Below are 24,078 nucleotides of genomic sequence, written 5' to 3' on the forward strand. Positions count from 1 at the left end.
AGAGGGGAGAGCGGCATGAAGCACGCTCGCGACAAGGTCGGAATTCTCGTCGTGGACGATCGCAGGGACAGGCTCCTTGCGGTCGAGACCATGCTCTCCGAGCTCGGGGAGCGGGTCGTCCTCGCGCAGAGCGGGCGGGACGCGCTTCGGTTCCTCCTGCAGGAGGACTTCGCGGTCATCCTGCTCGACGTCGACATGCCGATCATGGACGGCTTCGAGACGGCGCGCCTCATCCGACAGCGCAAGCGCTCGCGGCAGACGCCGATCATCTTCCTCACCGCGTTCGGCGACGCGATCCAGGCGGAGCAGGGCTACGCGCTCGGCGCCGTCGACTACATGCTGGTGCCCGTCGATCCGGACATCCTGCGCGCGAAGGTCTCCGTCTTCGTCGAGCTCTACCGCAAGACGGAAGAGGCGAACCTCGCGGCGCAGGCGATCGCCAGGAAAGCCGGTCAGCTCGCGGCGCTGGCGCGAGCGTCGCTCTCGATCAACGCAGCGCGATCGGTCGAGGCGATGCTCGACGCCATCGCCTCGGGCACATGCGCCGCGCTCGGGGCGAGGTCGTCGTTCGTCGCGCTCGTGAGCGGTTCGAAGCACGGCACCGCCGCGTGCTCGGCGGGCGGGCTCGCCGCGCCGCGGACGGTCCCGGCGGATCCCGCGAGCGACTGGATCTTAACGCGCGTCGCCACCGCGGGGAGCGTGGTCACGCTCTCCGCGTCGGAGCGCGCGCAACGGGAGCCGGTGAACGCGGACGAACCCGGCCCGCTCATGGCCGTGCCGCTCGTCGGCGCGGACGGCACGTGCGTCGGGTGGATCGAGGTCACGAACGGCGAGGCCGACGGCTTCAGCGAGGACGACGAGTCGCTGCTCCTGCTCTCCGCGCAGCTCGCCTCGGTCGCGCTGCAGAACCTGCTCCACGCCGAGGAGCGCGAGGTGAGCCGGCTCAAGGACGAGTTCCTCGCGACGCTCTCGCACGAGCTCCGCACGCCGCTCACGGCCATCATCGGCTGGACACGGATCCTGCGCGAGACGCAGCCCGACGCGGCCAAGCTCGCGCGCGGGCTCGAAGTGATCGATCGCAACGCCGGCGCGCAGAACAAGCTCATCGAGGACCTGCTCGACGTCTCGCGCATCGTCACCGGCAAGATGAGCATGGAGCAACGGCAGGTGCGCCTCGGGTCGCTTGTCGAGGCTTCCGTCGACGCGCTCCGCCCCGCCGCGCAGGCCAAGGACATCACGCTCGTGGTGGTCTGCTCGGCGGGCAGGGATTCGGTCGAGGGTGATCCAGAGCGGCTGCGGCAGGTCGCGACGAACCTGCTCTCGAACGCCATCAAATTCACCCCGCGCGGCGGCCGCATCGAGGTGCGCTTGCGCCGCGTGGGCGACGAGCTCGAGCTCGCCGTCGCGGACAACGGCGAGGGCATCCGCCCCGATTTTCTGCCCTACGTCTTCGATCGGTTTCGCCAGGGCGACAGCTCCAGCCGCCGCATGCACGGCGGACTCGGCATTGGCCTCGCGGTCGTGCGGCACATCGTGGTCTCGCACGGCGGCACGGTCGCCGCGCACAGCGAAGGGCCGCGCCAGGGCTCGACGTTCACCGTGCGCCTGCCCTCGGCGTTCCTGCCCCGCGAGGGCGACGGCCCGACGCCTCCGCCCTACGGCAAAGCGCGCCTCCCGCTGCCCGATCTCAGCGGCCTGCGGGTTCTCGTTGTCGACGACGATCAGGACACGCGCGAGATCTTGCGCCAGGTCCTCGCCGCGCATCGCGCCGACGTCCGCATCGCGGCCACGGTGCGCGAGGCGATCGCCGAGCTCGACGCCGCGCGCCCGCACGTGCTCGTCAGTGACATCGCGATGCCGGGCGAGGATGGCTACGACTTCATCGATTTCGTTCGACGCCGCGCGCCCGAGCGCGGGGGCGCGGTGCCTGCGCTGGCCCTCACGGCGCACGCGCGCGCGGAAGATCAGGCCCGCGCGCTCGCGGCGGGCTTCCAGCGCCACGCCGCCAAACCCATCGATCCTGCCGAGCTCGTCCGCGCCATTGCGGGGCTCGTGGGTGCGCCGTGCTCGCGCGTCGAACCTGCGGAGGCCGTGGCCCTCCGCGAGGTCCCCTGACGGCGATCCTGGACGATTGCAATGGGGGGAGACCAGCACGATCGGGGCTCGAAACCGGACGGAGGCGTCAAGTTTTTCTCGGGGCCCATTCCGGTCGAGCTCGTGCGATTCATCCAGGAGCACGTCTCCTCCCTCGAGCAGCTCGAGGTGATCTGCCTCTTGCGTAACAGCGCGCCGCGGGAATGGCGCGCCGACGAGGTGAGCCGTGAGCTCGGATCGAGCTTGATGTCGATCGGCCGTCGCCTCGAGCACCTCGCGGACCAGCAGTTCATCAAGGTCCGACACACCGAGCGCGGGCCCGTGTACCAACACGGCCCCGAATCCGAGGACATAGCCGCGCTGATTGACGCCGCGGCGAGGCTCTACAAGGAGCGACGGCTCGCCGTGATCGATCTCGTTTATGGGCGTCCCGAGAGCGACCTTCGCGCGTTCTCGGATGCGTTCATGCTGAAGAAGAAATGAGGGGGGAGCATGGTACCGGCCGTCGTGTACATCCTCTGCACGCTCACGAGCCTCGTCGCGATGACGCTGCTGTTGCGTGCGTATGCTGCGCGCAAGGTGCGCCTCTTGCTGTGGAGTGGCCTCTGCTTCGCCGGGCTCGCCTTGAACAACGTGCTTCTGTTCGCGGATCTGATCGTCATCCCTGAGCACGATCTCTCCACGGTCAGGCAAATTCCCGCCCTGATGGGCGTCACGTTTCTCCTTTATGGTTTGGTGTACGATCTGCGCGAATGAAGCGCCGGTGTGGTGAGACGTGAGGGTATGAACGATCTGCTCAGCGGAGCTCTGATCCTCGGATTCGCGGTGATCGCGCTGTTCTTCCTGCGCTTCTGGCGCAGCACGCGGGATCGGCTCTTCGCGCTCTTCGCGCTCTCGTTCACGCTCATGGCCGTGAACCGGCTGATCCTCGCCATCGTGAAGCTGCCCGAGGACAATTATCCTTACGTGTATCTCGTCCGGCTCGTCGCGAACGCCCTCATCATTTACGCGGTCGTCGACAAAAACCGCGCGGCCTCGAAGGGGTCGGACAGCGGAGCGACGCCGCTGCCGCGGTCTTGATGGCGAGCTGATGGGGAGGCGCTGCGCTGGGGCTTTGCCCCAGACCCCACCGGGGCTGTCCGCCCCTGGACCCGGACCAGCGCAAGCGCTGGACTCGGGGTCGATGAACTGCGCGATGCGCAGTTCATCGAACAGGCCAGGTCAAGACCAACGACGAGCCTGCCCATCAAGACCGCAGCGCTGACGATTCAACAGGCAACGTGCCCGTCGCCAGCGTGCAACGCACCTCCATGGTCTTGCCACCGGCCTGTTGGAAGAACTGCGCATCGCGCAGTTCTTCCACCCCGAGTCCAGGGCTTGCCCTGGTTCGGGTCGAGGGGCGAACAGCCCCCGCGGGGCCCGGGGCAGCGCCCCGGCGCAGCGGTTTGCATTCATGACGCACGCAGGGCAAGACACCCTTGCGAGGACTTCGTCGAAGGCTCCCATGTCGGCACCCTGTCAGCGCGCGCGACGGCGCTCCAGGATTGCGCGTTCGCCCCAGGGGCACGCAAAATTCTGCGGCTTCGTGAGGATCCAGAGCGTGGGGATGGGCGGCGGCTCCTCGGGGAACGGGCCTTCGCCGTCGGTGAAATACACGATTCCGTCGGGCGTGTGTGTGCGCCAAAAACTCTCGGCGAAAACCTTTCGGAGATCCGTACCGCCGCGACCCTGCACGTCGGTGAGCACGCCGGTGAACGGGTAGACGCGCTGGATCTCGCAATCGCATTCGACCACCGTGATCCGGGCCTCCTCGGCGAGCAGCGCGAGCTGTTTTCCGATCTCGGCGAGCTCGGCGTCCGTCATGCTCATCGACGTATCGATCGTCACGAGTACGCGCGGCCGCGCCATGGCCCGCGGCGACCACGCGCGCCCCGGGACCTCGCCGATTCGCGTGGGAAAACGCCGGCTCGGCCGCGCGAATGTGCCCACGGGCGTGCGCCTTCGCGACGTGAACATGCGCAGTGCCGTTTTCCAGTCGACGTAACATTCGGGCGGCCCGAGCACGCCGTCGAGCTCCGCGAGCAGCCGCCCCGGCTCCTTTCCCGCGAGCAGCCTGCGCTCGGGCGGCCCCTCCGGCCCCACGTCTCCCGCGGTGTCCATCGCCCGCGCCACGAGCATCCGGGCTTGTTCCACCGAGCCGGGCGCGCCTGCCGCGCGCCGGAGCAGCTTGTGCTCGTCGACCGTCTCGCCGCCCGGCGCGTGCTTGGCCGTGAATTTACCAGCCCGCGCCGCTTCGAGCAGTTTTTCGTAGCGCTCCAGGCTGCTCTGGCCCGCACGAATGCCGAACGACGTGTATTTTTGCCACGTGATCGGGTCGGGCAACGGCTCCTCGATGAACTCGTTCGCGCTCATTTCGAGCGCGAGATCGAGGAGCTCCGGCTCGGCGGGATCCGCGAATTTGGGGTGCGAGAGGTGCCCGAGGACCACGTGATGCACCTCGTGCAGGAGCACCCCGCGCAGCCATTGCGGCTCGCGCAGGAACGAGTCCACGTTCACGTGCAGGAAAAACCGACCTTCGTGGAGCGAGACGGCCATCCGCTTCACCGACGGATCGGCGACGGGCACCATTTTCGCGAGGACGGCCGCGTAATATGGGTATCGCCGCGCGAAATCGCTCGTCCGTACGAAATCGTCGAGGAAGGCGCGGACGGGATCGACCATGACGGGGGGTTTGGGGGCGGAGCTCGGCTCGTCCGAGCGTAGCCACCATCGTTTGAACGTCAACCGGGGCGGATGGGGGTGATGCCGAGGCGTTTGCACGTCGCCACGAGATCGAGCGCCCAGCGCTCGGGCAGCTCTGCGAGCAGCACGCCGAGGCTCGCGCGGACGACGTTGCTGCGCTTGACCTCCGCGAGCTTGGTTTGTCGTTCGAGGTGCGACGAGAGCGCCGTCACGGAGAGCCCCACGCGGTGCTGCTTCAAAGGATCGGCAGCCCAGCCCTGGAGCTTGCGTTGCGCGGGGCTATTCGCGTAACGCTCGCAGAGCTCCTCGGGGCGCACGTCGATGAGCGAGGTCGCCGTGGGGTTTCGCCCGAGCGCCTCCACGAGTTTGTCCCGCTGATCGCCGGGCAGATCCGCGAGCAGCGCCTCGAACGAGGCGAGCGTGATTTGACGCTCGCCGGCGAGCACGCCGGCTTCGGGCCCTTCGAGCAGGCGCACGAGGCGCGTCGTGATCTCGTCGAGCCGATCGGTTTGTCCGGCCTCCGCAAAACCCCGCACGGCGCGCGAGAGATCGGCGCGGCGATCGTAGTCGGCGAGCAGCGCGCGCACGTCGAAGGGCAGGCGGCTCGACCACACGCCGCGGCTCGAAACGACGAGCTCGAGCCACGACGTCGGCAAATACCCCGAGAGCGCGTCGCGCAGGAGGCCCACGTTCTCGATTTCCTCGGGGCGCAGCGTCTTGAGCAGGTGCGAGACGTACGTCCAGGTCCGCGGCGGCACGTCGTCGAGCACGCGCTCGTGCGCCTGCGCGATCGCGATGACGCCGGGGTGCACGTCGTTCACCTGCGCCCACGCGAGCCAGCTCGGGCGATCGGCGCGCACGGGCAGGCTCAGAAAGCGGGCCCGGAGCGCCTTGTCGAGCGGCGTCACGTGATAGCCTTCGCTTTCGGGGTTGACGGCGGCGAAGCAGGCCCAGCCCGGAGGCAGCTCGTATCCGTGCAGGCGCCGCGCGCTGAGGAGCTGCAGCGCCGGCTGCTGGATGTAACGCTCGGCGCGGTTCAGCTCCTCGAGCATCAGGATGCCTGCGCCGTCTTGCGGCAGGATGTCGGGCACGGCGTAACGCGTGCGGCCGTCCTGAATGACGGGCAGGCCCACGAGGTCCGGCGGCTCGAGCAGTGACAGGTCGAGCACCACGTGGGCGATACCGAGGCGATCGGCGAGCTTCTTGACGATGTCGCTCTTGCCGATGCCGGTCGGCCCTTCGAGCAGCACGGGGCGGCGCGCTCGATAGGCGAGCTCGAGCACGGCTTCGAGCCGGGGGCCGACGGGGATGTGCGCGGTGCGGCTTTCGAGGACGGGAGTGGGAGAAGGCTTGGCCACGGGATGCTTTCGGCTAGCACGTGCGCGGGCCGCCGCCACGTCCCTTGCGAGAGCTCGTTTCCCTGGGACATCGGCCCTTGCGCACCGAAACGTGGTTCCTTATCCTCCCGGGCTCGCGCACGGGGGGCGCGCGAGCCGCCCCGTCCACGCCGGAGAGAGCCATGACGATGTCCATGACTTCGAGCGCCGAGAGCCCCGCGCCGCCTTATCTTTCGGGCAACTATGCGCCCATCGATCGCGAGATCACGACGCACGATCTGCCCGTGATCGGCGAGATTCCGAAAGACCTCGCGGGCGTGTTCGTGCGCAACGGCTCGAACCCGCGATTCCGGCAGAAGGGGCGTTATCACTGGTTCGACGGCGACGGCATGATCCACGCGCTCCAGTTCGAGGATGGGCGCGCGAGGTATGCGAACCGCTGGGTGCGCACATGGGCGTTCCTCGAAGAAGAGAAGGCGGGCGCGTCGCTCTGGACGGGCGTCACCGAGCGGCCCGATTTCACGAATCCACGCGGGCCCTTCAAGGACACCTCGAACACCGACCTCGTGTTTCACGGGGGCCGGCTGTATTCGCTCTGGTGGCTTGGAGGCGCGGCCTATGTCGTGAATCCGCTTTCGCTCGAGACCTGCGGCACCGAGACGTGGGGCGACAGGATGCCGACGATCTCGGCGCACCCGAAGGTCGACGCGGTCACGGGCGAGATGATGCTGTTCGATTACAAGCCGTACCCGCCGTACCTCACGTACGCCGTCGTCTCGCCCTCGGGCGCGCTCGTGCACAGGACTGAGATCGATCTGCCCGGCCCGCGCCTCCAGCACGATCTCGCGATCACCGAGCGTTTCACCCTCTTCTTCGACATGTCGATGCAATGGGACCCGGCGCTCCTCGCCGTCGGCAAGACGAAGGTCAAATATTTTCGTGACAAACCGGCGCGGATCGGCTTGCTCCCGCGCCATGCGCCGGGGTCGCAGATTCGCTGGTTCGAGACCGAGCCGTTTTACATGTACCACACCATCAATGCATGGGAGGAGGGAGATCGGATCGTGCTCGTCGGGTGCAAGATCGACGCGCCCGTCGTCGGGGATCCGCAAAATCCCGCGCGCGAGGTGCCGACGATCGGGTTCTTGCGGCTCGAGCCGAACCTGTATCGATGGGAGCTCGATACGAAGACGGGGGGCGTGAAGGAGTCGCGCCTCGACGACGTGCTCACCGAGTTCCCGCGGATGGATAACCGCGCGCTCGGCCGGAAGACGCGATATAGCTACAACCCGCGGCTCCACGCGTCTTCGCCGACGCTGCTCTTCGACGGCGTGGTCAAGTACGATTACGAGGCGGGGACGAGCGCCGCGCATTCGTATCCGGCGGGCCGCTTCGGCAGCGAGGTCGTGTTCGCGCCGCGCGTGGGCTCGGTCGGCGAGGACGACGGTTATCTCGTGACGTTCGTCGTCGACGAGGCGAGTGGCGAGAGCGAGGCGTATGTACTCGACGCGAAGGACGTCACGAGGGCGCCTCTCGCGCGGGTAAAACTCCCGCAACGCGTACCGACCGGGTATCACGCGTGGTGGGTGCCCGGATCGGAGATTCGAGCGTAACGCCGCGGGGCTTTGCCCCGCACCCCAGCAGGGGGCTGTCCGCCCCCTGCACCCCGGACCAGGCACGGCCTGGACCGAGGGCCGAGAAACCGCGCGATGCGCGGTTTCTCGGACAGGTCCGGGGCAAGGCCACGGACCACGTTGCCAACCAAGACGGCAGCGCTGCCCCAGCCTCCAGCAGACACGTCGGCGCTGCGGTTTTGACTGGCAAGGTCGTCGCCAGTCTTGACCCGGCCCGTTCGATGAACTGCGCGGAGCGCAGTTCATCGACCACGAGTCCAGCGCTTGCGCTGGTCCGGGTGCAGGGGCGGATAGCCCCTGCTCGGGTCCGGGGTGAAACCCCGGCGCTACGCTGTCGAGCACCACCTCAGGGCGGCACGAGCGTCCCTTCGGCGAGAACGACTTCGCCTTCCACGACGGCCTGATCCGAGTCCTCTTCAATCGGGTGCTCCACCCGCTCGTAGGCGACTTGCCAGAGGATCGGCGCGCCTTCCGCTTTTTCGCCGAGCGACAGCGTGACGACGGTTGGCGCGCCGGGCATCACGCGGTCGTCGCCGGTGAGCACCTTGATGGAGCGGCCGTCGCGGCCTTTGCCGCGGCCGAAGCGCCGCGAGAGGTATCGGACGTTCTCGGAAAGCACGCTTTGCTCCGGGCCCACGGCCTCGGCGCGGATGGCGAGGCGCCGGAAGAGGTCGCCGGTGGGGAATGCGTGCCCGAGGGCGAGGGGCTCGATACGCACGACGACCGCGCCCGTGCCTCCGCGCGAGGCCGTGATGCGGGCCGAGGCGCGGAGGAGCGCGGGATCGCGTGAGGCCGGGAAACGATGGCTGCGGTGCTTCGACGCGCCCTCGCCGACGAGGGGCATGTGGCATTCGGCGCAGCTTTGGCCGGCGAACGGCGAGGCGCGATGCTCGCTCGCCGTCGATTGCATGAAGAGCGGCGCGAAGCGGCGATCGGGATCGGGGAAGGAGAATTCGTGGCAATGGGCGCACGCGGAGGCCGAGGCAAAGGCGGCGTCGCGCGCGACCGGATGCAGCGCACTTCGCGGCGTCTCCCGCGGGGCGGCGAGCACGTGCGCGAGGTCGCCGTGGCACGAGGTGCACGCGACGCCGAGGGAGCCGAGCTCGGGCGGCGGATCGCGCATCGGATCGGCCTCCGGCGCGTGGCAGCCGCGGCAAAAGGGCAGGGGCTCGATGGCGAGGGCCCGTTGATATGCCGGATCGTCGTGGGCCTTCTTGTGCAGCGAGGCGCGCCATTCCGCTGCGATATCCGCGTGGCAACCCTCGCAGCGGGTGTTCTCCTCGGCCGCGTGGGCGCGGCGTGGCACGGGCGCGGGCCCCGGCATTCTCGGTGGCTCGGCTGATTGCGCGGCGGCGAGCCCGAAGAGCCCCGAGGCGAGCGTGGCGAGGAGGACGATCCTTCCGGAGATCATGGGTTCGCCTTGACAATCTCCCCGGTGCGCAGGTCGATGCGGATATCGCGGTTCGTCCGGGCGGGTTTGCCGCAGAGGAGCTGCGGCGTCGAGTTTTTTACACCTTCCTGCACGGTCTTCACGAGCTTCTGGCCGATGGAAAAACTCGGCACGAAGGCCACGAAATAGCGGCGCCCCGCGTCCTCGGTCTCGGCGAATTTCACGCTCGAAAGCTCGGTGTGGCCCTTCAGCGCGGCGCGGGTCAGAGGAAAATCGTAATCGGGCGGGGCCACCTTCGCGAGCTTGTAGAGCACGACGAAGAGCTCCTTGCAGCCCGGTGTCCCGGGCGTGATGCGGGAGAAGGCGTGGAGCTCGGTCTTGGGTGCTGGGCGCGGCGGCGGCGCGCCTTCCGCGGGCTCGTCCGGGGCGTCGAGATCCAGCACCTTCGTGGGCTTTTTCGTGGAGAGCACCGTCACCTGGCCGCCGGCGCGCGCCGGGACGAGGATCTCGTCGCCGCGGAAGAGGATGTCGATCGGCGTGCCTTCCTCCCGGGGATCGAGCTCCGGCAGCGGGATCACGCGGAAGCCGTCCTTTTCGAGGGTCAAGAGCTCCTCGGAGCGGCCGGCCCAGATCTTGTCGTCCGGGCCGACCTTTGCCCATTCGATCGTGTTGTGTATGCCGCCGGGCGTGAAGGTCGTCCATTTCCCGGACGTGTATCGATCGAGCCCCTTCTCGCGCAGGAGCCAGAGCGAGCCGTCTTTCGTGCGGAAGGCGTCGTTCACGCTCTCGCTGCCGCCGGGCGAGATGTCGCTCCAGCTCTTGCCATTCCAGTGCGCCGCGTAGGCTGCCCCGCGGTCGCCGGGCAGGGCCACGGCGAGGACGTCGTTCGGGCCGAGCACGTAAAAACGCGAGCCGGGGCGGAGCGAGGTCACGACGTCGGAGCCCGGCAGCACATCGATCACCGACGTGCGTGATCCCTTGGGCCAGCGCTCCACGGCGAGCGGTCCCGCGCCCGATTGCCCGTAAAACGAGGGCTGGTCTCCCTCACGGCACTCCTTCCCGAAGCCGATCAGGTCCCCCGAAGGTAATGCCCTGAGGTCTGCATGCCCGAGCAGCTTCGTCTTGCAGCGCCCCGTGCCCTTGGCGATTTCGGGCACGGGCGGGCTGCTTCCGCCGGGGCCGAGCACGAAGATGGGCTTGGCTTCGTCGAGGTTGGGATCGTTGATCTCGTAAAGCGCCCGATCGCCCCAGGGCGCGCTCGAATAGATCCCGCCCATATAATACGCGGACGAGACCGCGGGTGGCATGGGTTTGTCCGGGTCGCGGGCCCAGGCCGAGCCCTTCCACGAGTAAAAGACGTCCTCGCCGCCGCGCTCGCCGGGCAGGTTGAGCCCGAGCTTGCCGTGCTTTGGCAGATCCCCCGTGATCCACATGACGTAAAATGCATTTTGCTCGCCGAGGCCCTTGAGCCCGGCGTAGAGGCTTCCATCGACCCGGGCGCCGTTTCCGTCGATGCGAATGGGCGTCGAGAGGTAATCACCGCTGATCGCAGCGATGAACGAGGGGAGCACGAACATCCGGAAGCTCGGCTGCCCGTGCACGATCAGGGGGTAAAAGGGGCTCGGCGGCCGCGCGGGTTTTTCGGGGGCGGGGCTCGGCGTTTCGTTCGTGGCGGGCGCGGCTTCGGGCGGCGGCGCCGTGCTCGCGAGCGGGGCCGGGGATTCCGCGGGCTTCGGGGCGTTCGCGTCGACCTTTGCCGGGGTTTGCGGCGCGCCGCATCCGAGCGGGAGGGCGGCGAGGAGCGCGGCGAGGGCAGGGGAGGGCGAGCGACGGGCGCGGGAGACCATGCCCGACGATAACGCGACTCGCGCGGAGGCTCAACAGCCGCAGCCGACGAGCTCCAGGGAGAGGTTGTCGATCCAGAGCGCGTTCTGCCCCGTGCCGTGGTCGAAGCGGATGTAGACGCCCTTCGAGCTGCCGAACGGGATCGTGATCTGCGTCTGCACCGTGCAGGCCTGGAGCGCGTTATGGCCGGTGACGCTGGTGAAGCTGCCCGATTTCTCGCAGGATTCGATCGTGTCGTTGCTCTGCTGGTAGGAAACGTTCACGTTCGCGAGCGCGAACTGGTAGTAGGTGTAATTCAAGCGCACGGAGGTGCAGCTCGCGTCACCCTTGTAGACCCAGATCGTGGGATCGATCGTGGATTCGTTCGTCCGGAGGGTGCGGCCCGTCATGCAGAGCGGCGTGTTCGAGGCGAGCGGAATGTAATCGTCGCACCACTCGACCTTGTAGACGCCCGCGCTGAGCGGGCTCGCGGTGCCGTCGTCGAAGTTCTCCTGGTAGACCGCGCAGGTCTGTCCGGCGCAACCCTCGTTGGTTTGTCCGTCGCAATCGTCGTCGGCTGCCGTCATGCAGCTCTCGGGCTGCGGCTGGACCTCGCCCGTGCAGGCGCCGTATCCGGTGCCTTGCGCATTGCAGCTCCGCGTGCCGGCCTTGCAGGCGCCGACGCCCGCCGTGCCCGCGGGGCCGCTGTAGCAGCTCTGGGTCGTCCCCGGGACGCAGACGCAGCCCTCGTTGGTTTGTCCGTCGCAATCGTCGTCGCCGGTCGTGGCGCAGGACTCGGCCGCGGGCGTGACCTGGCCCATGCAGGGGCCGAGCGAGGTGCCGAGCACGTCGCACATCGCGGTCCCCGCCTGGCAAAGGCCGACGCCGAGTGTGCCCGCCGGTCCGGTGTAACAAGGGAGGACGGCGTTCGGGGGGCAGACGCAATCGGCGCCTTCCTCGTTGGTTTGTCCGTCGCAATCGTCGTCGGTGGCCGTCGCGCAGGTCTCGGCCGCGGGCGTGATCTCGCCGGCGCAGGGGCCGTAGGCCGTGCCGAGATCATTGCAGAGCTGCGTTCCCGCCATGCAGATGCCGACGCCGTCGGTGCCCATGGGCCCGGTATAACAAGGGATGGACGTGCCGGGGGCGCAGACGCAGTCGACGCCTTCCTCGTTGGTTTGTCCGTCGCAATCGTCGTCCTCGGCCGTCGCGCAGACCTCTGCGGAGGGGGGCACTTCGCCAGTGCAGGGGCCGTAGGCCATTCCATCCGGATTGCAGGTCCTTGTTCCCGCCTTGCAAGCGCCGACGTTTTGCGTGCCGCGCGGGCCCGTGTAGCAGGGCTCGACCGAGCCGGGGACGCAAAGGGGAGGGGCGCCGCCCATGCCGCCCGAGCCGCCCATTCCACCGCTACCGCTCATGCCGCCGCTTCCCATGCCGCCGGAGCCGCCCATTCCGCCGCTGCCCATGCCGCCGGAGCCGCCCATTCCGCCGCTTCCCATGCCGCCGGAGCCGCCCATTCCGCCGCTGCCCATGCCGCCGCTTCCGGCACCGCCAGCGCCGCCGCTTCCGCCCGCGCCACCGCTTCCGCCGCCACCGCTCCCGCCGGCGCCGCCCATGCCCCCGAGACCGCCCATTCCCCCGGATCCCACGGTCGCGCTGCCGCCCATTCCTCCGCGGCCTCCGGATCCGACCGAGCTCGAGCCTGAGCCGGCGGTCTCTCCGATCTCGCCGGAGTCACCACAGCCGAGGACGATCACACCAAAACAGAGCGGAAGGACGAGCGAAGTGCGCATGGCCCGACGGGACACGAATACGCGCGGGACGTCAAGAGGGAGGCTGCAAGAGCGCTGATTCGCGGCTCGATGTTTTCGCAGGACAAACCACGTGGGGTGGAGGGTAGGGCGCAACTTGTTGTGGCTCAGGTCACATGGTTCGGCCTGTGAAGATGAGAACGATTTTCATTTTCATCTTTGCCAGGGACTGGTAGCTTCACGTTCCATGAGTCGTTACACGATGGGCGCGTTTGCCCTTGTCGGGATCCTCGTGGGTTGCGGGAGCGATGCGCCCGCGCCGAGCACGACCGTCGGAGAGGTCGTTCATCCCGCGTTGCCGCCGCTTCCCGAGGTATCGGGGCTCACGCCCCTGCCGGACCTGAACCCGGACCCCCACATCCTGGAGGTCGATCTCGTCGCGCGGTCCCACGCCGTGCAGCTCCTCCCGGGGGAACCGACGCAGCTCTTCAATTACAATGATCAATTCCCGGGGCCGCTGCTCCACGCGCGGGTCGGCGATCGAGTCATCGTCCATTTCAAGAACGAGCTCGCCGAGGAGACAGTGGTGCACTGGCACGGGCTCCGGATCTCGGATCAAATGGACGGCTCGCCCGTGATTCAGAATCCGGTGCAGCCCGGTGCGTCTTTCACGTACGATTTCGTCGTCCCCGACGCTGGCACGTTCTGGTATCACACGCACCTGCACCAGATCCAGCAGCTCGAATACGGGCTCTATGGCGCCATCGTGGTCCACGAGCGAGAGTTTCCCGTGTTCTCGACCGAGCGGATCTTCGTCGGCGACGACATCCGGCTCCGGACCACGAACAACCAGGTCTCGGGTTTTCTCACGAGCGGACCCGATATCGGCGCGGGGCGCGTCGGCAATCGGCTCCTCTCCAATGGCAGGATCATCAACGGCGAGGGCGGCGAGGGGCCCGTGACGTTCACGATGCCACGCGGCTCGATCGAGCGCTGGCGCTTCGTACTCGCGACGAACGCGCTCTCGTACGGGCTGCGGATCCGGGGCGCCGACGTGCGCGTGATCTCCACCGACGGCGGGCTCCTGCCCGAGCCCTTCGCGCTCGAACGCGTCGAGATCGCGCCGGGACAACGGTACGATTTCGAGGTGCGCCCGAAGCCGGACGCCACCGAGGTCGTGCTGGAGGCGCTCGTCCTGGTGCTCGACGAGAACGACAACGTGGTCGAGGCCCCCTTCGAGCTCGCGCGTGGCACGATCGAAGGCGAAACCGTGACGGCGGAGCCCATCTACCCGAAGGTGTCGTTGCCCGCGACGTCCGTGGAGGCGGCGTCGCACGAATGGAAGCTCTCGGGCGGGGTCGTGGACGGTCAGGTGCAATTCACCATCAATGGCGTGCCGTCCTACGTCGGGGAGGGACACGAGCACGTGCTGCTCGAGACATTCGAGCCGAACGTGCCCGTGAAGATCACGTTGTCGAGCAACGTGAGCCCGCGGCACCCGTTCCATATCCACGGGCAGTTCTTTCAGATCCTCGAGCGCGGCGGAAAACCCGTCTTCGAGCCCGGGCTGCGCGACACCGTCGAGGTGCGCGGCAACGAGACCGCCACGATTCTCACGTACTTCGAGAACCACGGGCGCTGGATGGTGCACTGTCACATCTCGGAGCACAGCGAGAACGGGATGATGGCCGATATTCAGGTCGGCACGCCCGTTCAGGCGCATTCGCATTGAGGCTGAGGCGGCCTTCGTAGGGCCCCGCACGACGTCCCCGGCTACACCCTTCTGCCGCCCGGACCTTACGACGTCCCGGGTCTTCCCCCACCTGGTCCTCCAGGATGGCGCATGCGCCGCCGGCGGGGAGCCCAACGCCCGCCGCGCCTGGGCGGGGCATACCCACGGAGCAATTTGCGCCCCCTGACGACCCCGTCCGAGGCAAGGCAATCCTGGCCTGTCCGGAGGAGCGCGGGCCTCCACATCACGTTCGTCCGGGTTTGCCCGCGGCAGAACGATTGCATCGCGGACGCTGCGCGTGGGGGGGCTCTCGAGGTGCGGGCGCCCTCTCCACGCAAACCGGAGGAAGCCATGTTGAAGCGCATTTTCGCCATCGGTCTGACTGCCGTCGCATTCGGTTCTCTCGCATTCGTGGACGCGACCACCTCGGAGGCCCTCGCCGGACAGGAAGGCTATCGGCCCGTCGAGTCCGACGCCACCTGCGCCAAGCATTTCAGTTTCGAGGAAATCCAAAACAGGTGCGGGGACCCGCGATCCATGGGCTGGCAGAGGGAGCCGAAGTGGTTCAGCATCTCGTGCACGCGCACGGATCTCACATGGAAGCAGAGGGAGTTCCTCGTGCCGATCGAGCTCGGGGTGAGCAGCTCGACCTACGCCGAGATGAGCTGCGAAAAGGCCTGCGTCAGCGACACGGGCAACAAGGAGCACGGGAAGACCATCGTGGTCCAGGCTCCTTGTCGCGAGTTCACCGAAATGGAGACCACGTTCAAGCGTGACGTGACCGTCTCCGACTGCAGGGAGCTCTTGTCGTTCAGCAGCGTCGCCGAGCTGTGCGATGCCAAGCTGAAGGAAGCCCAGGGAGCGTGGTCCTTCGTGAATGCGAGGGAGACCGGCAATGTCGTGAACACCTGCGGTGAGGCTGCTACGCAGACGCCGCAGCGGTAGAAGGAGCCGTCTCACGCCGGGAAGGCGGACCGCCGAGCGGTCAGCCTTTCCGGCTCTTCCCGTCTGTAGCCTTTGGAGTCCAAAACGCGACAATCGCTCGTTTGCACAGAGGAGTTCCACCATGGCGTCTCGTGTCCATCATGCTGCCCTCTTGCTGATGTTGTTCGGTACGCTCGCTGGGTGCGGCGATGTCGCACCGGAAGAAGACAGCGATGTCGAGATTTCCGTGGAGGAAGTCACCGAGAGACGTGGGAGCACCCGGAAAAACCTCGTGGTATCGGAGGGGGAGTTTTCCGCCGAAGCAACGACCAAGCCCTGGTCCTCGTGGTGGTTCCCGACCGCGGAGGATTTCCTCTTCGCGGAGAAGAACGGAGAGCTCTCGCCTCTCCAAAAGTACGACCTCTACAACAGCACGTTCCAGCGCAAGACGACGAAGGCCGCGGCCTACGAGCGCGATAAGCTGTACGACGCGCGGGCCGATACATGGTCGGGTCTATGCTTTGCGTGGGCGCTCGCCTCGATCATGGAGCCCGAGCCGAACAAGCCGATGGTCCACGGTTCGCTGCGCTTCAAAGTGGGTGACCTCAAGGCGCTTCTTCTCAAGACGTACGAGGCCGTGACCGACACGCCCACCATCGGCGATCGCAATGACGGCGAGTGGGACGATGTCTACGCGGACATCTTGCCGCATACGTTCCATCGAGTCCTCGTCGTCGAGCTCTTCAAGAATCGGCGTCCGTTCATCATCGACAGGGACGCCGGGCACGAGGTCTGGAACCTGCCGGTGTACAAGGCCATCACGAAGATCACGCGTGACGCGAGGGCGCGCGACGTCGTGCACGTCCGTACCGTCCTGTTCGTGTCCACCCCCGACGTGAAGACATACGATTACGTGGGTATGGATGTGACGACCCGCGAGTATACCTACGACCTCCACGGCGCGTGGGAGGGGCGTCGTTTCATCGTGCGCGGAGGCGCGTGGACCGAGAACTCGCGCGCCGATCACCCCGATTTCGTGGTGTTGCGCCCCAACAAAGTAGAAAGAGCGAGCTTCAACCCCGAGATCGACGTCGAGACCGTGGACGCGATCCTGGGCCGGGGCCGTTAGCAGTTCGGCTCGCCAGGTCCGCCGATCAGGGGAGCGCGATCCGCAGAATGGACGACCCCGAGATCCAGTAAAGGTGCGTCGCGTCCACCGCGATGTCCACGATCACCTCTTGCCCGCTCGCGAGCACACGTGCGACGTCCGCGCCAACCTTCGTCTTGCGCCGGAGCGCCGAGCCGCCGCCGCTCTCCGGATCCATGCTGAAATAGATGGCCTCGTCGTCGGTGACGACCTTCGGAAGCGAGAACGGTATGACCTTTTCTCCTTGAAAGACGCTCGTCGCGCCGACGCCCGCGTGGTCGGAGACCCAGAGCTTCGTGCCGGTCGCCTCGACGCTCATCCAGTAGACGCCGCTCTTGTCGACGGCGATCGTCCCGAGCATGCCAGGGCCGGGCGCGAGGACGTCCGGAATGCCGCCTGCCACAGGCACGCGCGCGGCACGCCCGCCGAGATACTCGCTGAAATACACCATCCCCTCGTGATGCGCGATGCCTACCGTTTGCGAGAGCATGCCGTACCAATCCACGTCGGTTACGAGGTCCGAGATCGGCCCGCCCGTGACCGGCGCGCGGAGCAAGAGATCGGGGGTGGCGATGAAGAACGTCACACCATCGGTGGCCAATCGCCGCGGCGAGTCGATGTCGAGGGCCTTTTGCCCGACGCCGCCGGGCGGATCGTCGAGCTTGGCCGTGCCGATCGAGTTGCCTTCGGTATTGCACCAGAAGAGGACCCCATCGCGCTCGAGGAGCTCGCTCGGAGCCTGTTGCCCCTTCACGAAAGGCGCGGGCACGGAGCCGGCCTTGGATTGGCGCATGACCTCACCGCCCGTGTTGTTGGTCCACAGGACCTCGTCCGCCGTGAGCGCAAGCGAGCTCGGGTAATTCTGCCCCGACGCGAATAGCTCGGGCTGCACGCACGCGCCGCCACCGCAATACCCGGGGGCGCATTCGCCATCGTCGGTGCATTGCATGCCGCTGCTTGACGAGCCTCCGCCGCCCGCGGACGACGAAGAAGAAGCCGGTGCGCCGCCCGCACCGCCCGCGCCGCCACCTCCTCCTGCGCTCCCGGCGGAGTATTCTCGCGATTCTGGAGCGCATCCAGCGGCGAGGAGAAAATACGCGGCGGCGGAGATGCGAATGGAATGAGCGAGGTGCATATCTTGTCTTCGCATCGAATGCAGGCATTCGTCAAGGTGCGCTTTGCGTGACGGGAGAAGGGGCAGCACGCGTCGAAGCGGCGGTCGCCTCCGGGACGCGCGCCGGCTCCTCCAACATGAACGAAGGAGCCCGCTGCGACAGGCATGAGCCCCGAGAGGACTGCAATGGCCTGCAAGGTATTCGTCACCGGTATGAGGAACGCCCAGAGCGCGAAGCGCGAAGACGGCGAGGACGGCATGGCCCTGAAAAGGCCGAGCACGACGGTACGATCTCCGTCCCCGGGCGGGATCCCGAGATCCCCGCTCCCGTTTCCGTCCCGCTGAAGCTCCCGCCTTCGCGCGGGCAGCGCGCATTCCTGTCGTCTGTTTTTCCTTCTTGAATGGGCGTGGCCCAGACGACTGGACATCCCAGCGAATGGCCCGAAGGAAATGGGCACCTGGCCGACCTGCGCACGAGGCGAGCATCGTGAAGCGGCCTCGTCGGAGAGGTCCAGGAAGCCAAGAGAAACGGGAGGTCACCCGCTATGCATTCCATGTCGAAGGTCGGGACGCTGCTGCTCGCGCTGTCTGCCTCGATGGCCATGCTTTGCACGGGCTGCGCTACGGAGATGTCCGAAGCCGACACCGAGAACGATATCGCCGCCGAAGGGGCCATCGTTGCGGACGAAAGCGCCGATGCTGCGGACGACACCCTGGCCGCGCCGGACGAGAACGCCGCCGTTGCGGACGCAAACGACGAGGCCACGGCGGAAGATGCTGCGGCCCTCTCGACCTGGGGGTGGGGGGCGGGCCGATACTATGGCCGCCGATTCCTCGGCGGCCTCTGTGGCGCACCGTGCGGCGGCCCGATCGGGGGCTGGGGCGGCGGCTGTGTCGGCGGCTTCTATGGGGGCGACTGCGGCATCGGCATCTGGGGCGGTGGCCCCTGCGACGACCCCTTCGAAGTGAACTGCGGTCCCATCGGCATCGCCCCCCCCTGCGGCCCCTGCGGCGGCGTCGGCATCGCCCCCCCCTGCGGCCCCTGCGGCGGACCCGGCGCATTCTGGTGATGCGCGAGCACCATCGCGCGCGTCGTGCCAAACACGCGCGGGGATGATGGCCGATATCCAGGTCGGCGCGCCGGTCCCGGGGCACGCACATGGACGCCCTTGCCGCCGGGGCCGCGCGCGCCGTAGAGTCGTCTCACCATGACGACTTCCCCCCGCGTCGCGCCGCGTGATCGCGCGCTGCCCCCGGTCTTCGTCCTCGGCGGCCACCAGACCGATTTCGCTCGAAATGTCACGCGTGAGGGCAAAGGCCTGGTCGACCTCATCGGTGAGGCGACGACGCTCGCGCTCGCACATACAGGCGTTCTGGCGCGCGAGGTCGAGGTGGGGCACGTGGGCAGCTTCATCCCCGAGCTTTACACGGGCCAGAGCCATCTCGGCGGGCTCGTCGCCGAGGTGCATCCCGACCTTGCGGGAATTCCCATCACGCGGCACGAGGCCGCTTGCGCCTCGGGCGGCGTCGCCGTGCTCGCGGCGATGGCGGATCTGCAGGCCGGGCGATACGACGTCGCGCTCGTCGTCGGCGTGGAGCTCATGCGCGTGCTGCCGGGCTTCGAATCGCAGCAGAAGCTCGGCGCGGCCGCCTGGGTGCCGCGCGAGACGGAAGGCGTGGCGTATCCATGGCCGGAGCTCTTCAGCCACGTGGCCGAGGAATACGATCGCCGCTACGGGCTTCGGCGCGAGCACCTCGCGGCGCTGGCGCGGAACAATTACGAGAACGCCCTGAAGAACCCGAACGCGCAGACCCGCAAGTGGACGCTCTCGGAAGCGGCGCTCGCCGAGGACGACAAGGAAAACCCGGTGATCGCCGGCCGCACGCGCCGTTACGACGCGAGCCCCGTGACCGACGGCGCCGCTTGCGTGGTGCTCGCGTCGGCGGAGTACGCGGCCGAATGGGCGCGGCGGCGCGGCGTGCCTTTCGAGGGCCTCGGGCGTATCGAGGGGTACGGGCATCGGACGGCACGAATGAGCATGAAGGACAAACTCGAGGGGAGCCGTGGCGAGCCGTACGTGTTCCCCCATGTGCGCGGCGCGGTGCTCGACGCGTTCTCCCGGGCGCGGATCGAAGGCCCGAGCGCGCTCTCGGCCGTCGAGGTCCACGACTGCTTCACGATCTCGCATTACATGGGCATCGACCATTTCGGCATCGCGCCGGCGGGCGAGCCGTTCCGGGTCATCGAGGACGGCACGGTGCTCCGCGGCGGGAAGCTACCGGTGAATCCCGGCGGCGGGCTCATGGGCATCGGCCACCCCGTGGGCGCGACGGGCGTGCGGATGCTGCTCGACGCGCAGAAGCAGGTGACGGGCGAAGCGGGAGAGAATCAGGTGCCGGGGGCGAAGCGCGTGGCGACGCTGAACATCGGCGGGAGCGCGACGACGGCGGTGGTGCTCGTCGTCGGGCGGGCGTGACGTTTCACTTCTCGTACATCTTGCCGAACTCGCTCGTGATCATCGGCGCCGCCTGGTAACCCGACGAGTTCTCCTCGCCGTACTCGTTGTCGTTGTCGCCGTAATCGTAGGGCGGCAGCACGTCCCATTGCGGGAGCGGGATGATGTAGCCGACCGCGTCGTTCGCGTTGTTCACCATCACCTTCATGGAGTCCTTCGGCAGGACGGCCTGGATCGGCGTCTCGGGGACCGCGTCCGGGTAATCGGCGCCCTCGGGTTGTTCGATGTACGAGCTCCCGTCCGGCTTCTGGAGCCAGAGCTCGGTGTAAAGCTCGCCGGGCACCGTCGCGATCGCCACCGGGCCGATGTGAATGCCGTTCACCTCGGTCGCGATGACCACGTCGCCATTCAGCAAGAGCCCGACGCCGATGCCCGGGCGCTCCTCTTCCACCACGCGTTTGCCATCGGACCAGTAGATTTCGCGCGGCATGAGCCCCGAGAGGACCGCAATGGCGAGCGAGGTGTTCGTCGCCGGCATGAGGAAGGACCGGCGGTGCACTTCCAGCGAGGGCGCCTCGTCCTTCGTCGTATTCGCGCCTTCGAGCGCCGCGATCGCCGCCTCCGCCGCGCCCTTGCCGACGTATTCCGCGCGCTCCCACGTCCCTTGCTTGCACGTCTCCATCCCGCTGAAATCCGGGCAGCCGACGATCCCGATCGTCGTCGTCAGGCCGCCCAGCGGGCCATTGAAGAAGACCGTCGGCGCCCCCGGCCATTTCGCCTCCATCGTCTCGCGGAGGAAATGCGGGTAATCCGAGGTGACGAGGGTGTTGTCCGATCCGAGCGCCTCAGGATGATTGCCCCAGAACACCACGTTCGTGAGGACCGCGTCGCTCTCGTCCCGGAACTGCAGCGTCGTGATGTTCTGATCGATCACGAAAGGCCTTCGCGTATCGTTCACGAGCTCCGGCGCCTCGGCCTGCGCGGCCACGAGCTTCGCCTTTTTCTGGCCCGCCTTCGCTTCCTTCAGCGCGAGGACGGCTTGCTTGACGATGTGATCCATGTAGGCCGGATCGATGCCCGTGGTGCTCGGGTCGCGGCCCCACATGCCCATCGTGTCGCGCGCCTCGTGCACGTGCGTGGAGGCGACGAGGATGTGATCGAAATCGAGCCCCTCCGCCGACGCGGCCCTGCGGATGTCGAGCACGTATTGCTGGAAATACCCCACGAGGTCGAGCGAGACCATGCCCACGGAGACGTCGCCTTGCTCGAGGACGACCGCGCGCGCCCAGACGTCGTCGTGCACGCCCGTCGCGGCGCGGCCATTGCTGAAGCCCGCGAGCCAGATGCCGTCCCACTTGCCATTGCCATTCGCGTCCTCGTACGCCTCGCCCTCGTCCCGCTGGCCATTTTCGTTCGTGTCCGTCCAGGTCTCGATCGTGGGCGTGATTTTCTGCGCCGAGGCGCCGACGAAGAGGTCGCCCTCGGCCTTTTCACACCCGGCGGCCCCGGGGCACGAGAGGTTCGTCGCTTTGCCTTGATCGTCGGCGATCGGCGTGCGCGCGGGGCCCTCGGGCGGCGATTCATCTCCGCCGCAGCCAGCGAGCGTGGGGGCGAGGAGCGACGCGAAGAGGAAGGCGAAGGACGGGCGGAGCGGGCGCATGGAACGTTGGTACAGCGAATCCAGAGCGCTTGGCAAGCAGCGCGTCCGCCCCGCGGATCCGCGTCAATCGTGCGGCAAATTGCTCGCCCAGCGGTGCAGGTGCTGGGTCGGATCCATGAGGTCCGCGCGGCGCTGGAAGGCCGCGCCGTCCGCCGTTTTCGCTCCGCCCGAGCGTTGCGTGAGGGCGCCGGAGAGGTTGCCCTTGTACATCTCGAGGTGGAGCATGTCGCTCGGGACCTTGATGCCGACGAGGTGCCCGACCTTGGCGATCCGTTGCCCGGCCTTGACCTTGTCGCCTGCCTTCACGGTCGTGAACCGCTGGATCTCGCCGTAGCGGATGAGGAACGAGCCGTGGTGCACCTCGAGCGCGTACGTCTCGCAGTAGAACGGGTACGGGCCCTGGATCACCTCGCCGTCGGCGATGGCGTGGATCCACGTCCCGAGCGAGGCGTAAAGGTCGCAGCCCGCATGCGCACGCGTGCCGCCGCTCCGGCGTGATCCGAACGATCGCGGCGAGCTCGTCCAGTTCACCGTGGGGAGCTTGCTGAGCGGGAAGCACTCGCTGCCCGTGATGATGGGCGTGTCGCGCACCGACGTGCCGACGGGCGTGGCCTTCTTCTGCAGCAAGGCCTCCCAGGTCCTCGGCCCCACGATGCCGTCGTCCGGGACCAACCCCTGGCGCCGTTGAAAGGAGCGGACGGCCCGCTCCGTACCGGGGCCGAACTGCCCGTCGGGCGTCACGTCGAACCCCCAGCCCACGAGCGCGCGCTGGAGGATCTTCACCTCGTCCCGCAGGTGCGGGGATTTGTCGGCGTAACCTGCCGAGAGCCGAAGCGTGGGGTGCATGGGCGCATTCTAAACGAAAACCCCGCCCGCACCGCAAGACGTCGAAGCCCTCGTTCCGGCCCAGGTTGTGCCAGGTACGGCGCCGAGGCCAGACGCGGTGCGGCGAAGGTGTGTCGAGAATCGATTTTTCCGCTGGCACAGAGCGTGCTGAAGGGAGGGCATGAAACAGATTCGTTCGCTTGCAATGGTACTTTCGCTTGCCGTGACCACCGCGTTCCTCCAGGGCTGCGAGGAGGCGCAAACGTGCGACATCCAGTGCGGCGCGGGCGGCGATGGCGGCGCCGGAGGGCAGGGCGGCGCGGGCGGTGAAGGCGGCGCCGGAGGTCAGGGCGGTCAAGGCGGCTCCGGCGGTCAAGGCGGCGCCGGAGGGCAGGGCGGTCAAGGCGGCGGCGGCAGCGCGCTCTGCGCGGATCGGACGGGCGGCGCGCTCGTGACGTTCGATGTCGTGGGGCAGTCGCTCACGGTCTGGATCACGAACCAGGCCTTCATCGACGAGGCGATCCAGTTGAAGGAGCAGGGCACGACGCGCATCCCGAACTTCGCAGAGGTCATCGACGGGCAGGACTGCGATCCGAAGTGGACCTTCCACGTCGACCCCGAGAAGGCCACGTTCGTGGACGCCACGATCGAGCTCTGCGACGGGACGCCCGAGTACGTCGAGGAGCACACGGCGGAGTGGATCGACCAGGTCAAGCAATACTGCCCGTGGAACACGAAGGTCACGAACGTCGAGGTTCGTCCAGGCACGCCCTGAGCACGCCGCATCAGCGCACGCGCGCGGCCGCCTCCGCCTCGGCGAGCACGCGCGCGATGCGCTCCCAGTGCGAGCCTCGCCAGAGCAGCTTGCCGCAGCCCGCGCAGCGGTAAAACGTCTCGATCCTCGAAAGCGTCCTCGGCGGCGCCTCGGCGCGCGCCTCATCCTTCGTGAGCTCGACGAGCGCACCGCCGCAGGTCATGCACCGCGGCGGAAGGAGCGGGAGCGAGAACGCGCCGAGGACAAACCGGAGCTCCCCGGACAAACCCAGCGCGCGCGGCACGAAGAGCGAGCGGACGTGCCCTTCCCGGACGGCCGTGCGCTCGAAGATGCCTCCGTCGGAGCTCAAAAGGATGCGCCCGGTCTCCCCGGCCCGCGCAACGAGGACCCCGTCGTCGATCCCTTGCTCGAACGCGGCATCGTAGCCCGCGGCGCGTAGCCACCGCGCAAGCCCTCCCAGCATCGCGTCGCAAAAGAATCGCGGCTCCACGAGGCCGGATTGTATGCCGCAGAGGGCCGAGCGAAAGGTCACCCGTCTGAGAGGCGCTGCGCTGGGGCGTTGCCCCAGGCCCCACCAGGGGCTGTCCGCCCCTGGACCCGGACCAGCGCAAGCGCTGGACTCGGGGTCGATGAACTGCGCGATGCGCAGTTCATCGAACAGGCCAGGTCAAGACCA

At 67.8% G+C, this 24,078-nt stretch carries 20 protein-coding genes; 11 read left to right on the forward strand and 9 right to left on the reverse strand.

Annotated features, from left to right (window positions below; all coding sequences use genetic code 11):
- The first annotated feature begins 15 nt into the window (after nt 1-15).
- From KEG57_RS48780 to KEG57_RS48795, 4 genes are read left to right on the forward strand one after another with little or no spacing between them, the layout of a single operon-like run.
- Nucleotides 16-2,115 carry a hybrid sensor histidine kinase/response regulator gene (locus KEG57_RS48780; RefSeq protein ID WP_272428450.1) on the forward strand — a complete coding sequence of 700 codons (2,100 nt, stop codon included), beginning with the start codon at nt 16-18 and terminating at the stop codon, nt 2,113-2,115.
- A 21-nt stretch (nt 2,116-2,136) separates the two neighbouring features.
- On the forward strand, nt 2,137-2,577 hold the full coding sequence (locus KEG57_RS48785; RefSeq protein WP_272428452.1) for a hypothetical protein: 441 nt from the start codon (nt 2,137-2,139) through the stop codon (nt 2,575-2,577).
- Between the two features lie 9 nt (nt 2,578-2,586).
- On the forward strand, nt 2,587-2,850 hold the full coding sequence (locus tag KEG57_RS48790) for a DUF5985 family protein (RefSeq protein ID WP_272428454.1): 264 nt from the start codon (nt 2,587-2,589) through the stop codon (nt 2,848-2,850).
- A gap of 27 nt (nt 2,851-2,877) precedes the next feature.
- Nucleotides 2,878-3,174 carry a DUF5985 family protein gene (locus tag KEG57_RS48795; RefSeq protein ID WP_272428456.1) on the forward strand — a complete coding sequence of 99 codons (297 nt, stop codon included), beginning with the start codon at nt 2,878-2,880 and terminating at the stop codon, nt 3,172-3,174.
- Nucleotides 3,175-3,612: 438 nt separating this feature from the next.
- Here KEG57_RS48795 and KEG57_RS48800 read toward each other — a convergent pair whose 3' ends face one another.
- Nucleotides 3,613-4,878 (reverse strand): vWA domain-containing protein, encoded by a 1,266-nt coding sequence (locus KEG57_RS48800; protein WP_272459815.1) that lies wholly within the window; start codon nt 4,876-4,878, stop codon nt 3,613-3,615.
- Nucleotides 4,875-6,194 carry an AAA family ATPase gene (locus tag KEG57_RS48805; protein ID WP_272424019.1) on the reverse strand — a complete coding sequence of 440 codons (1,320 nt, stop codon included), beginning with the start codon at nt 6,192-6,194 and terminating at the stop codon, nt 4,875-4,877. Before KEG57_RS48805 ends, KEG57_RS48800 begins: the two co-directional genes overlap by 4 nt.
- Before the next feature lie 161 nt (nt 6,195-6,355).
- Between KEG57_RS48805 and KEG57_RS48810 the strand changes: the two genes are divergently transcribed.
- On the forward strand, nt 6,356-7,786 hold the full coding sequence (locus KEG57_RS48810) for a carotenoid oxygenase family protein (RefSeq protein WP_272424017.1): 1,431 nt from the start codon (nt 6,356-6,358) through the stop codon (nt 7,784-7,786).
- A 367-nt stretch (nt 7,787-8,153) separates the two neighbouring features.
- Here KEG57_RS48810 and KEG57_RS48815 read toward each other — a convergent pair whose 3' ends face one another.
- The 3 genes from KEG57_RS48815 to KEG57_RS48825 are packed head-to-tail and all read right to left on the reverse strand — an operon-like array spanning nt 8,154 to nt 12,811.
- Nucleotides 8,154-9,218 (reverse strand): multiheme c-type cytochrome, encoded by a 1,065-nt coding sequence (locus KEG57_RS48815; protein WP_272424015.1) that lies wholly within the window; start codon nt 9,216-9,218, stop codon nt 8,154-8,156.
- Complete coding sequence (locus tag KEG57_RS48820; protein ID WP_272424013.1) at nt 9,215-11,044, reverse strand: hypothetical protein; 1,830 nt, start codon at nt 11,042-11,044, stop codon at nt 9,215-9,217. The genes KEG57_RS48815 and KEG57_RS48820 overlap by 4 nt, the downstream gene beginning before the upstream one ends.
- Nucleotides 11,045-11,074: 30 nt before the next feature.
- Nucleotides 11,075-12,811 (reverse strand): MopE-related protein, encoded by a 1,737-nt coding sequence (locus KEG57_RS48825; protein WP_272424012.1) that lies wholly within the window; start codon nt 12,809-12,811, stop codon nt 11,075-11,077.
- 205 nt (nt 12,812-13,016) lie between these two features.
- Between KEG57_RS48825 and KEG57_RS48830 the strand changes: the two genes are divergently transcribed.
- The 3 genes from KEG57_RS48830 to KEG57_RS48840 all read left to right on the forward strand — a co-directional run bounded on the left by KEG57_RS48830 (nt 13,017) and on the right by KEG57_RS48840 (nt 16,554).
- Entirely contained in the window at nt 13,017-14,501 is a 1,485-nt protein-coding gene (locus tag KEG57_RS48830; protein WP_272424010.1) for a multicopper oxidase family protein, read from the forward strand.
- A gap of 351 nt (nt 14,502-14,852) precedes the next feature.
- Nucleotides 14,853-15,446 (forward strand): hypothetical protein, encoded by a 594-nt coding sequence (locus tag KEG57_RS48835; protein ID WP_272424008.1) that lies wholly within the window; start codon nt 14,853-14,855, stop codon nt 15,444-15,446.
- Nucleotides 15,447-15,567: 121 nt separating this feature from the next.
- Nucleotides 15,568-16,554, forward strand: coding sequence for a hypothetical protein (locus KEG57_RS48840; RefSeq protein WP_272424006.1), 987 nt, complete (start codon nt 15,568-15,570; stop codon nt 16,552-16,554).
- A 25-nt stretch (nt 16,555-16,579) separates the two neighbouring features.
- On the opposite strand, the gene KEG57_RS48845 is transcribed toward KEG57_RS48840, so the two are convergent.
- Nucleotides 16,580-17,521: a hypothetical protein gene (locus KEG57_RS48845; protein WP_272424004.1), complete on the reverse strand. Its 942-nt coding sequence runs from the start codon at nt 17,519-17,521 to the stop codon at nt 16,580-16,582.
- A 719-nt stretch (nt 17,522-18,240) separates the two neighbouring features.
- On the opposite strand from KEG57_RS48845, the gene KEG57_RS48850 reads away from it, so the two are divergent.
- Nucleotides 18,241-18,756 (forward strand): hypothetical protein, encoded by a 516-nt coding sequence (locus KEG57_RS48850; protein ID WP_272424002.1) that lies wholly within the window; start codon nt 18,241-18,243, stop codon nt 18,754-18,756.
- A gap of 138 nt (nt 18,757-18,894) precedes the next feature.
- Nucleotides 18,895-20,163 (forward strand): acetyl-CoA acetyltransferase, encoded by a 1,269-nt coding sequence (locus KEG57_RS48855; RefSeq protein ID WP_272424000.1) that lies wholly within the window; start codon nt 18,895-18,897, stop codon nt 20,161-20,163.
- 4 nt (nt 20,164-20,167) lie between these two features.
- Here KEG57_RS48855 and KEG57_RS48860 read toward each other — a convergent pair whose 3' ends face one another.
- Together KEG57_RS48860 and KEG57_RS48865 are read right to left on the reverse strand one after the other, a co-directional pair.
- Nucleotides 20,168-21,802: a hypothetical protein gene (locus tag KEG57_RS48860; protein ID WP_272423998.1), complete on the reverse strand. Its 1,635-nt coding sequence runs from the start codon at nt 21,800-21,802 to the stop codon at nt 20,168-20,170.
- Nucleotides 21,803-21,865: 63 nt separating this feature from the next.
- Nucleotides 21,866-22,648 carry a peptidoglycan-binding protein gene (locus KEG57_RS48865; protein WP_272423996.1) on the reverse strand — a complete coding sequence of 261 codons (783 nt, stop codon included), beginning with the start codon at nt 22,646-22,648 and terminating at the stop codon, nt 21,866-21,868.
- Nucleotides 22,649-22,808: 160 nt separating this feature from the next.
- Between KEG57_RS48865 and KEG57_RS48870 the strand changes: the two genes are divergently transcribed.
- A complete protein-coding gene (locus tag KEG57_RS48870; protein ID WP_272459816.1) occupies nt 22,809-23,402 on the forward strand; it encodes a BP74-related protein in 594 nt (197 codons plus the stop codon).
- Nucleotides 23,403-23,412: 10 nt separating this feature from the next.
- Here the strand turns inward: KEG57_RS48870 and KEG57_RS48875 are convergent, their stop codons facing one another.
- A complete protein-coding gene (locus KEG57_RS48875) occupies nt 23,413-23,892 on the reverse strand; it encodes a Mut7-C RNAse domain-containing protein (RefSeq protein WP_272423992.1) in 480 nt (159 codons plus the stop codon).
- Nucleotides 23,893-24,078: the final 186 nt, after the last annotated feature.

This window comes from Polyangium jinanense, assembly GCF_028435365.1.